At 66.1% G+C, this 9,283-nt stretch carries 7 protein-coding genes and 1 pseudogene; 1 reads left to right on the top strand and 7 read right to left on the bottom strand.

The annotated features are described in order from the left end of the window. Positions 1-1,231 precede the first annotated feature (1,231 nt). The 3 genes and pseudogenes from D7Y15_RS29780 to D7Y15_RS29770 all read right to left on the bottom strand — a co-directional run. Positions 1,232-1,342, bottom strand: a pseudogene (locus D7Y15_RS29780) (IS5/IS1182 family transposase); the annotation flags it as partial. 76 nt (positions 1,343-1,418) lie between these two features. Next, positions 1,419-2,210 (bottom strand): SDR family oxidoreductase, encoded by a 792-nt coding sequence (locus D7Y15_RS29775; RefSeq protein ID WP_233597135.1) that lies wholly within the window; start codon positions 2,208-2,210, stop codon positions 1,419-1,421. Continuing rightward, positions 2,207-2,512: a nuclear transport factor 2 family protein gene (locus tag D7Y15_RS29770; protein ID WP_233597136.1), complete on the bottom strand. Its 306-nt coding sequence runs from the start codon at positions 2,510-2,512 to the stop codon at positions 2,207-2,209. The genes D7Y15_RS29775 and D7Y15_RS29770 overlap by 4 nt, the downstream gene beginning before the upstream one ends. 86 nt (positions 2,513-2,598) lie before the next feature. Here D7Y15_RS29770 and D7Y15_RS29765 point away from each other — a divergent pair, with 86 nt between their 5' ends. Further along, a complete protein-coding gene (locus D7Y15_RS29765; RefSeq protein ID WP_120578107.1) occupies positions 2,599-3,501 on the top strand; it encodes a LysR family transcriptional regulator in 903 nt (300 codons plus the stop codon). A 106-nt stretch (positions 3,502-3,607) separates the two neighbouring features. Here the strand turns inward: D7Y15_RS29765 and D7Y15_RS29760 are convergent, their stop codons facing one another. From D7Y15_RS29760 to D7Y15_RS29740, 4 genes are all read right to left on the bottom strand, one after another. After that, on the bottom strand, positions 3,608-4,162 hold the full coding sequence (locus tag D7Y15_RS29760; protein WP_120578123.1) for a dihydrofolate reductase family protein: 555 nt from the start codon (positions 4,160-4,162) through the stop codon (positions 3,608-3,610). Positions 4,163-4,479: 317 nt separating this feature from the next. Beyond that, positions 4,480-5,904: a hypothetical protein gene (locus D7Y15_RS29755; RefSeq protein ID WP_147452118.1), complete on the bottom strand. Its 1,425-nt coding sequence runs from the start codon at positions 5,902-5,904 to the stop codon at positions 4,480-4,482. 10 nt (positions 5,905-5,914) lie between these two features. Then, on the bottom strand, positions 5,915-7,573 hold the full coding sequence (locus D7Y15_RS29750) for a hypothetical protein (RefSeq protein WP_121754678.1): 1,659 nt from the start codon (positions 7,571-7,573) through the stop codon (positions 5,915-5,917). 888 nt (positions 7,574-8,461) lie between these two features. Next, positions 8,462-9,118 carry a HEAT repeat domain-containing protein gene (locus D7Y15_RS29740; RefSeq protein WP_158629135.1) on the bottom strand — a complete coding sequence of 219 codons (657 nt, stop codon included), beginning with the start codon at positions 9,116-9,118 and terminating at the stop codon, positions 8,462-8,464. Between the last annotated feature and the right edge of the window lie 165 nt (positions 9,119-9,283).

Genomic DNA, 9,283 nt, shown 5'->3' with positions numbered 1-9,283 from the left:
AGGCGGACGGCGAAGTCTCCCTCTGGGCCGAGGCTCGCGGCCCGTCGCGCTGAGACGACTCACCCAGCAATCATTCGCCGAACCTCTCCGTCAACGTCGCTCTCGACGGGCTCGGGCGAGGACTTACACTCCCACACCTCGATTCCCGCTGGCCGTGATGCCGAGAGGCGTTGATTACACGTACCACGCCAGACCGTGCTCACGACCGAAGTCCTGGTCCCGCTGGCCGTGATGCCGAGAGGCGATGCGCACATCTTCGTCTGCTTGGGGGTGTGCCTCCCCAAAATTCGGGCGCCGAGTCATGCGGGGCGTCAAGGCCACGTTCGACAGTGCGTCAGGCGAGTGAGCGCGACGCGTAGGGGCCGAGGCCATCGAGCGCCTGTAGCGGCGAAGGGCGAGGTGGAGCACCGGGGGCGGCAGCGGGGCGTACCAATCTGATGCTGCGCGCGGCCTGGCTCGACACGGCCTGCGGAGGCCTGCCCGCGTACGCCGTGGATGCCGGCCGGGCGCGGGTCGCGATTGGCCACGGGAGTCTCAGGACAAGGCCTCGCGCGTCCCCGGTCCCGCGCGCCTCGAAGCATGCGACTTTTACCCACCTCGGCACATCGCCCGCGAGCTCACGCGCGTCGCCACCACGCATTCCTTGTGAAGCAGGCATCGAGAGGATCAACACCACAGACGGGAGGTCACCCACTGAGTAGTTTGCGGATATTCACTCGGACCCCGATTGAAGCTGAGCAATCCCCTCATTTGAAGGTTCCCCTCGGAGAACCCGTGAGCGGCCGAGCAGGCGGGCGCAGAGGGAGAAATGAGAATGAGGGGATGCTTCAGCGATTGAAGGGCTCGCCCGGCCCGTCTTTGAAATTGCTGGATATTACTCGCCTTTCGGCCCTCAGAGAGTTGAGTCCTCTCGGAGATCGCCGAGAAGGAGTTCGCGCAGGGCTTCATTCGGGGAGCAAAAAAGAAGGCCCTGCCCCAACCCGGCAGGGCCTTTTTGCTTTCCTACGGGCCTCGCGATGAACACCGCGGGGCCTTCGTGCTCAAGCCGCTGAATCCCCAGGGATTTTCCTCGCGGTGCTGAAGAGCGCGCGCTGGCAGGGCGCAGCCCGTATGGCGGGGGGCCCGGCCGTCGATTCGGCTGGCCCGGCGCACGTCCCGCGTTTGGGCCACGTGCGGAGTCATCCGTCGCGCCCGTACAGCTTCCACGAAGCACTGCACGTCATACCCGGCATCCTCTGCGCGCCAGCCTCGACTCCGGGTCGGTCGTTGACGCGTGCGCGGCGTTGCTTCTCTTCTCGCCGTGGAAGTCGACGGTGGGGTTGCCCTTGTCATCCGGAGGCTCCTGGCTCACCAGGTCAGGAGGAGTCCCTGCTCCGGTGCGGGAGGTCGTCCCCGCACCGGAGTTTTTCAGCAGCCTGCTAGCTCACGGGCACCGTCCCGCCGTCGATCACGTACTCCGCCCCGGTGATCGCGCTCGCTCGGTCCGAGACGAGAAACCCGATCAACTCGGCGACCTCGGCCGGACGCGCGGGGCGCCCGAGAGGAATTCCGCCGAGCGAGCGCATCACGAGCTCCTTCGCGCCCGCCTCGTCGGTGCCGTTCTTCGCCGCGATCTCGCTCATGAATCCGACGGAGGCCTCGGTCTCGACCCAGCCCGGTGACACGCGATTCACGCGCACGCCCTGCGGCGCGACCTCCTTCGAGAGGGCCTTGCTGTAATTCGAGAGTGCGGCCTTGGCCGAGGCGTATGCGGTCGTCGCCTCATGAAGCGGCATCTGCCGCTGGATCGACGTCACGTGCACGACCACGCCGGTCCGGCGCTCGCGCATTCCGGGGACCAGTGCCCGGTCGAGACGCACCGCCGCCATCAGGTTCAGGTCGATCGTCTTCTGCCACGCGTCGTCGTCGAGGACGGAGAAGCCGCCCGCCGGCGCCGACGTTCCACCCACGACGTGGACCAGGATGTCCATTGCTCCGGCGGCCTTCACGACGCGCGCGCAGCCCTCGGCCGTGGCGACATCGGCGGCGATGAAGCCCTCGCCCGTTCCCTCCCGCGCGGTCGTCAACACCGTCGCGCCGGCCGCGCGCAGCCATGCGACCACCGCCTTGCCGATGCCCTTCGTTCCGCCCGTCACGAGCGCGCGCTTCCCCTCTAGCTCTCTCATCACGTCATCTCCTTCCGCAGGGTTGAAATGGGCATCACGGCTCACGCGCCGATGCTCAAAGCCGCGATCCGATCGCCCTTCATCCGGAACGCAAAGGTGAGCGTGATGGGACTGCCGGGAAACTGGCCCGTCACTTTCGCGCGAACCTCGCAGGCATCGTCCTTCGCGTTCACCTCGATCGGCTGCGCGACGGCCTGATACTTCACCTGGGAGTCACGCCACCATTCGTCGATGGCCGCATGCCCGACATGCCGATGTCCCTCATCCTCGACAACGGCATCGGGCGCGAAGGCGTGGAGCGGCGTGGCACTGTCCGCGTCGAAATAGGCTCGAATTGATGGGTGCATTGTCATGACCCAAGACGTAAGCCCGCGCGATTGCCCGCTCAATAGGGACAAACTAGGATGTGACATCCCGACCTACAGGACTATCGATGTATCAACCCGGACTGAATGATCTCGATGCCGTCCTCGCCGTCGCTCGCAGGAGCTCGTTTCGCGGCGCTGCCCTCGATCTCGGGATGTCGACGACGGCGATGAGCAGCGCGATCGCGAAGCTCGAAGCACATCTTGGCGTCCGCCTCTTCAACCGCACGACGCGCAGCGTCTCGCTGACCGACGCCGGCAGAGCGTTCGTCGAACAGGTGGCTCCGGGACTCGAGGACATCCGCGGCGCGATGGACGCGGCTCGCTCCCAGCAGGCAAAGCCGTCCGGCATGCTGCGCATCAACACATTTGCGACAGCGGCGCGCGAGATCCTCGCGCCACTGGTGCTGGAGTACCTCCGCCGCCATCCGGACGTGCATGTCGACGTCGTGACCGAAGGCCGGCTGGTCGACGTTGTCGCCGAGGGGTTCGACTTCGGCGTGCGGATGGCGAACCTCGTGCCCACCGACATGATTGCAATTCCGCTTGGAGAGCCCCAACGCCATGCCATCGTCGCTTCGCCGGCGTACCTGAAGAAGCACGGTCGGCCGCGCGTCCCATCGGACCTCTTCCGTCATCGGTGTATCCGGGTGCGCTTGCCGAACGGCAGCCTCTTCCGGTGGGATTTCCGTAAGCGGGGGCAGACGGCCCTGATCGATGTGACGGGGCCCATCACGCTGGACGAGGCCAGCCTCTCGCGGATCGCAGTCCTGGAGGGCATCGGACTCGGCTTCTTCATGGAGCCGGACGTGCGAGGCGACATCGAAGCGGGACGCCTCGTTCGCGTGCTCGAGGACTGGACACCGGAGCTCGCTCGGCTCTGCCTCTACTACCCTGGCCGGCGCAATTCCTCGGCCGCTCACACGGCGTTCGTCGCACTGGCCCGCGAAGTCGCGGTAGCTCGCAAATGAGGCTCGCAGAATGAAAAGTCATGAGCATCCTGCGGGAAGACCGAAGATGCATAAAAAGGCGTGCCGCGATGGCAGCCGCCGGTGAAGCGCTCGGGTCCTTCCACGCTCATCCCGCTTTGCGACGGAAGTGGAGCGCCTGCACGCCGGACTTGAACCGCTGCGTCGAGAGGAGCTCGAGCTGCCGCGCACTCGACAGGCCATGAAACAACGTCGGCCCGCGGCCACTGATGATGGGATGAACGACGATGCGGTACTCGTCGATGAGCCCCCACTCCTCGAGCGCAGCCGCGAGCTTGGGCGCTCCGACGAGGACACCCCGCTCGGTCTTCACTTTCAGCGCCGAGATCGCCTCGCGAAGGTCACCCTCCACCTTGATCGTGTTCTGCCACGGAAAGTCGCTCCGCGAGCCCGACACGACGTACTTCGCCTTCGCCTCGAGCTTCTGTGCCCACTCGCGCATCGCGCGCGGCGCCTTTTCGTCGCGGGCCACCGCGGGCCAGGCTCCCTCCATCAGCTCGTAGGTGTTGCGCCCGAAGAGCATCGCCCCGCTCTGCTCCATGAGCTGCCTCCAATAGTCGTGCAGTTCGTCGTCCACGATCCCCTGCGTGTGATCGATGCACCCGTCCAAAGTCACGTTGAGACCGAAGGTGAGGAGGCCCATGGCGTGGGATTCTACGAAAAGCGCGCCCAGCGCGCAGCAGCCCGAGCCATCGACGCAATGCCCCATCCCCGGTGGGTATCGGCGAGCAGAAACCCGACGCCCTCCAATCCATCACCCGGATCTGCTGCACACTGCGCGCAGAAACCAGACCCCATCGCGGGCGATACTCCACGCGATTCGTCGAACGGGTACGGACTTCCAGCAGCAGGCAGCGACCGCTGGCGAGAGCAGGCAGGACGCAGTGCCGTACACGGATGGATTCAAGTCCCAGAGGGTGAAGCGGAGTGACGCGCGGCCCTGAGTCGCGCCGTCCAATCTCAGCGGAGGGCCTTCTCCAGCTCCTCGCGGCTGAAGTCCCTCGAGAGGTTGTTCGGGTCCCAGAGGGCGGCCAGCTCGACGATGGCCGGCAGCAGGGCCTGGATGCGGTCCTTGAGCCTGGCGCGCACGTGCTCCTTGAACCGCTGGTTCTTCATACGGGCCAGCTCGCGCACCTCTTCCGGGACGCGGTTGACCAGGTCGTCGAGGGGGCGCAGGCCCCGCTCGAGCGCGCTGTCGACCTCGCTCTGCAGGTTGCCCGGCAGGGCCTTGAGCTTGCCGGCGGCGTCCTTGCGAGTGATTTCCTCGATGTGCTGACGGAAGAGGTAGGACTCCGCGAGCTGCTCGAGGGTCTCGCTGCCCAGGGACTGGACGAAGATGCCCTTGAACTTGTCGCGGAACTTGTTGTCGAGCTCCTCGGTGAGCCTCCAGTCGGTGTCGATGGCCGAGCACACCTTGTCCTTGAAGCCGGAGGCCTCGCTTCTCTGGGCCGAGCTGGGCACGCGTGAGGCCCAGTCGGAGAGGTAGCCCTTGGCCTGATCGAGCATGACCTTGGCCTTCCCCAGGTCGTTCTTGTCACGGTACGTGTCGACCTCCGCCCGCGTCGCGTTGAAGAGCAGCAGGACGCTGCCCTTCTCCGCCTGCACCAGGCTTTGGTAGGCCGACACCAGGTTGCGGTAGTGGCCCTTCTGCACCTGGTAGATTTCGGAGCCACCCTGCACGGCGTCCAGCAGGTTGCGGTCGATTTCGTCGGGGATGTCGACATCGAACAGCGAGGCGACGAGCTTGGCCAGGTCCACGCCCTTGCCGCCCAGGAGCTTGTCATCGAGCTTGAGGGCCACGTCGAGCGACTTCGCGGTGGCGCGCGAGACGCTCTCGCTGGTGCGCTTGAGCACGCCCGGGGCGAGCTCGTCGACAATGGACTGCGCCATCCGTGAGACTTGCTGCACCACCTGGCGCTGGTCGTTCTCGAAGATGACGTCCTTGGACAGCAGGAAGGTCCACTTGTCCCACAGCTCGCCCAGCATCTTGTTGAGCAGGTCCTGATGGACGAGCAGGTCGTCGTGGAGCTGGGGCGTCTGCACCTTGGCCAGGGAGTCGAAGAAGGCCATCTCGTGCTCCAGCGCCTGGTACCAGAAGAGCTGGAGGGCGGGCGAGAGCATGTTGTCCTTGGCGGCATCACCAAAGGCGCGGCTGATGTCTGCCGTGGCCGTGGCGCAGCGCTCCTGCCACTTGCGCTGCGTCCCCAGATTGCCGGCGCTGGTGCGCTCGCTGGCGTCGAGCATGGCCGAGAGGGCTTGATCGGCCGCGTTTCCAACCTTCACGATGGCGTCGCTCAAAGCGCGCTTCACCGTGTCGGGGGCGCCCTCCGAGGCGCGGTTCAACCGTTCGTTGAGTTCAGAGACGCGGCTTGAATACCAGCCCATGGAGTGCTCCTTACAGGCTCTGCTCGCTGGTGATGCGCCAGGGGCCACCGTTGCGGCGTTGGACCGTCCAGCGCCGCCGCACGTCGACTGAGTTGAAGGTGCGGGTCTGGCCCTCGAAGAGGCCGACGTGGTCCACCTCCAACTCGACCTCCTCGATGCGCTGCAGGCCCGGGGCCTCGTCGCCTTGGATGACGACCCGTACATCGCCCATCCAGCGCACCCGCGCGTCGAGCACCTTGTTGAGCAGGAGTTGCCGCGAGCGCACCCACTCACTGTCGCGGCCGTTCCATGTCCAGACCGGGTAGTAGATGGGCCGGTCGGCGTCTGGCACGGCGCGCCAGTCCGCGAAGAGGCCGTTCCAGGTCTCCTGGTCGCCGCGCTTCACGGCCGAAATCATCGCGGTGAGGACCTCGCGCGGGCTCGCGTCGTCGGCCGGAGCGCCGAAGCTCTCCTGGCTGAGCGTCTCCTCTCCAGCGAAGCGCGGTCCGCCCTCGCTCGAGTCACTGACGTCGACGCAGACCACTCCGCCGACCAGGGCGGCGACGGGCTCCACCTCCAGACCGGCGGCGGTGCGGCCCGAGCCCGCGAGCAGGCGGGGATCCGGAAGGATGCGGCCGAGCACGGCGATGTCGAGCCTCACCGACGGGGCAACGCGCTTCTGGTAGCGCTGCATGGCGGAGAAGACCTTGTTCATGGCCGGGGTGTTGGCGGGGCAGAAGACCCAGGCGCCGGACTGGTTCCAGGCCAGGTAGCCCTTGCCCATGTCGACCAGCCACTCGCGCTGCGTCACCGTCGGCAGTGAGACCAGCTTGCCCGTCACCGCCGAGCGGTCACCCCGGAAGGGGTCGACGACAGGGAAGGCGCTGAGCGTCTCTCCCGCACGCGCCTCCAGCAGGGCCTTCCACGCCGCCGCGGCCTGGAGGCCAATGGCCTTCACCTGCTCCTCGCCCCGGGTGCGGAACTCGAGGGCATCCGCCGGGAGCGTGACGAGGTCTCCATCGAGACAGGCACGCACCGTCTCCCAGTCCTCGCGCATCGCCGTCGCGAAGGGGCCGGGATGATGCTCGACGAGGAAGTCGACGCGGGCCTTGTGTCCGAGGTGATTCGCGAGCTCCGCGCGCGTCCCTCGCGAGGTGCGCCAGGCGCCGAAGGTGCTGTCGAGCAGGCGCTCCCAGTCGAAGACGCGCTTCTCGAGCCATGACATCCAGGTCTCGTCGAAGCCGTCGCGACCCATGCGCTCGGGTCCTCCCGGTCCGATGATCTGCCGCGTCGTATCGGCGATGCTCCAGGTGCGTTCATGGAGCAGGGCGCCGCTGAACTCGTGCTCCTCCCAGCCCTCGCCGGGCTCGCGCCGGCGAACGATTCGCACCTGGACCTTGTCACCCTCTTTTCGCCCCTGTTTGTCCCAGGTCTGGTTCTCGGCGTACTGGCCGAGCATGAAGGGCACGGTGCGCTGCGTGATGGCCAGGTCGGGTGGCTTGACGACGGGCTGACCGTCGATGGCGATGACCCGGTCGCCCACGCGCAGTCCCGAACCGCGGAAGCCGCTGTCCCATGAGATCCACGATACGTGGAGGTGGGGCGGCAGGGCGTCGAAGCGCGCGTCGAGCTTGAGGCCGCTGCGCAGACCATCTTGGAGGTATTCCTTCTCGGCGCCACGTGGGTTCATGAAGGCGTCCCTGCCATGAATCCCCGCCCCCTGCGGAGATGAGGCGTCGTTCTCTACCTCGCGGGCCTCGGCGCTTCAAGAAAGGGGGACGCCGGAGCACCTTCGCCCAGAGGCCTTTGAACCGCGCAACCGGCCCCCCGGGAGCGTGCGGGTGGAACGCAGCCGCGTTCCACCCGCACGCTCGCCGCATCGTCGGGGAGCAAAAAAGAAGGCCCTGCCCTAAACCGGCAGGGCCTTTTTGCTTTTCGCGACCAACGCTGCGTCTCCATGGTGCGCAGTTGGGCGGCCAATGGCGCAGGCACAGTGCGGGTATCCCGCGGCCCCCATCCTCCCATGCCAGCCTCAGCCAGTATTGGATGACGCCGCAGTGGAGTGTGACATCCAGCTCTGGATGACTTGAGGAGCGACGTCTGCCCGCTTCAGTCGCTCTCGACCGTCAGCTTCCGGTCAGCAAGACGAAGTGCCCAGGCGCGATCACGGTCGAAGAAGACCTCGACTGCGCCTGCCGTCGCGAATGGCGCGAGTGCCTCGGAGATCGACCGTGGCCACTCACACAACCTGCGGGTCAAGCTCCAATTCGTGTGTATTTTGTTCAAAGAGGATACGGGGGAGAAACGCTCCTTGGCGGCATCACTCATTGGCGTCTGGGTTTGAAGTCAGCAGGGCCATGTCGAGACAGCAGCGATTGGAGTTGCCCCAGTTTCGTGGAGGGGACCAGCAAGAAGGTGGCCCTCCACAACAGCTCCGGACAGAGGGTCTTCGACGGCGGCAAGGTCGAGGTGACCTGCACGGGCCAGGAGCTGAAGCTCGTGTGCGGCAACGCGAGCATCCTGCTCAAGCGCGACGGTGAAAACGGGCGCGCTCATCAAGATCAACTGAGCGAGGGGCTCACACGCCCTTCGCGCCAAGCACCTTGATGTTGTTCTCGAGAACCTCTCGGGTGACGGCGCTGGTCTCCACCGCCGCGGCCGCGCGCAGCGCCTCGATGACCGAGTCGTCTCCCAGGACGCGCAACGAGTTGGATGCGCGCATTCGAACGGTCGACGACTCGTCCTTCAAGGCCTCGACGAGGGGCTCTCGCAGGAGCTTCTTCGCGGCGGCGGGGACCTTCCTTTCGCTGGCGAGCACTGCGGGTCCCACGACGGCCGCGCTGCGGACAGCCTCGACCTTGTCCTGGAAGCGAGGAATCACGCTCTCGCTCGCGTCGAAGCCCGCCAGGGCCCAGGCAGCGGAGACCGCATAGCGCCGGGTGACCTGCCTCTTGCTCTCAAGCAACCGGAGGACAGCCGGATAGGCACGGAAGTCGGCGAGGTACAGCTCCGCGATGTTCGAAAGTGCGGTGATGACCTGCTCCACGACCTGCGGGTCTTCATCTTCCAATGCCTGGGTGAGAGCGTGGGTGGTCCTCGGGTCCTTCAGCCAGACGGCTCGCGCCCGAGACCCCTCCTCAAGTGCTTCATTCGCTATGGCCTTGGCGGCTGTGCGACGCGTCGCCACATCCTTGGCCTGCAATCCCTTCACGGTTCCGGAGAGTCGCTTCTTCAAGGTGCCCTCGACAGGGAAGAGTTCCTCGAACGCGGCCTGGGCTGTCGTGTCCAGGGACGGGCCGTAGGCGGCCTTGAGCAGAAGGTCCCGTGCCTCCTCTTCCTTCCCATCCTTCAAGAGCTGCTTGGCTCGTGTGATGACTTTTGAGTCAGCCATGGTCAATTT

Origin of the sequence: Corallococcus sp. AB030, from assembly GCF_003668965.1 — a bacterium.
GTDB classification, from domain to species: domain Bacteria; phylum Myxococcota; class Myxococcia; order Myxococcales; family Myxococcaceae; genus Corallococcus; species Corallococcus exiguus.
The sequence above is the reverse complement of the archived record's forward strand: the minus strand, read 5'-3'. Positions and strand labels throughout refer to the sequence as shown.

What these genes read in the sequence shown, in the direction of transcription:
- D7Y15_RS29770 (WP_233597136.1), bottom strand. Translation starts at nt 2,512, where the DNA reads ATGCACCCATCAATTCGAGCCTATTTCGACGCGGACAGTGCCACGCCG.
- D7Y15_RS29765 (WP_120578107.1), top strand. Translation starts at nt 2,599, where the DNA reads ATGTATCAACCCGGACTGAATGATCTCGATGCCGTCCTCGCCGTCGCT.
- D7Y15_RS29750 (WP_121754678.1), bottom strand. Translation starts at nt 7,573, where the DNA reads ATGAACCCACGTGGCGCCGAGAAGGAATACCTCCAAGATGGTCTGCGC.
- D7Y15_RS29755 (WP_147452118.1), bottom strand. Translation starts at nt 5,904, where the DNA reads ATGGGCTGGTATTCAAGCCGCGTCTCTGAACTCAACGAACGGTTGAAC.
- D7Y15_RS29760 (WP_120578123.1), bottom strand. Translation starts at nt 4,162, where the DNA reads ATGGGCCTCCTCACCTTCGGTCTCAACGTGACTTTGGACGGGTGCATC.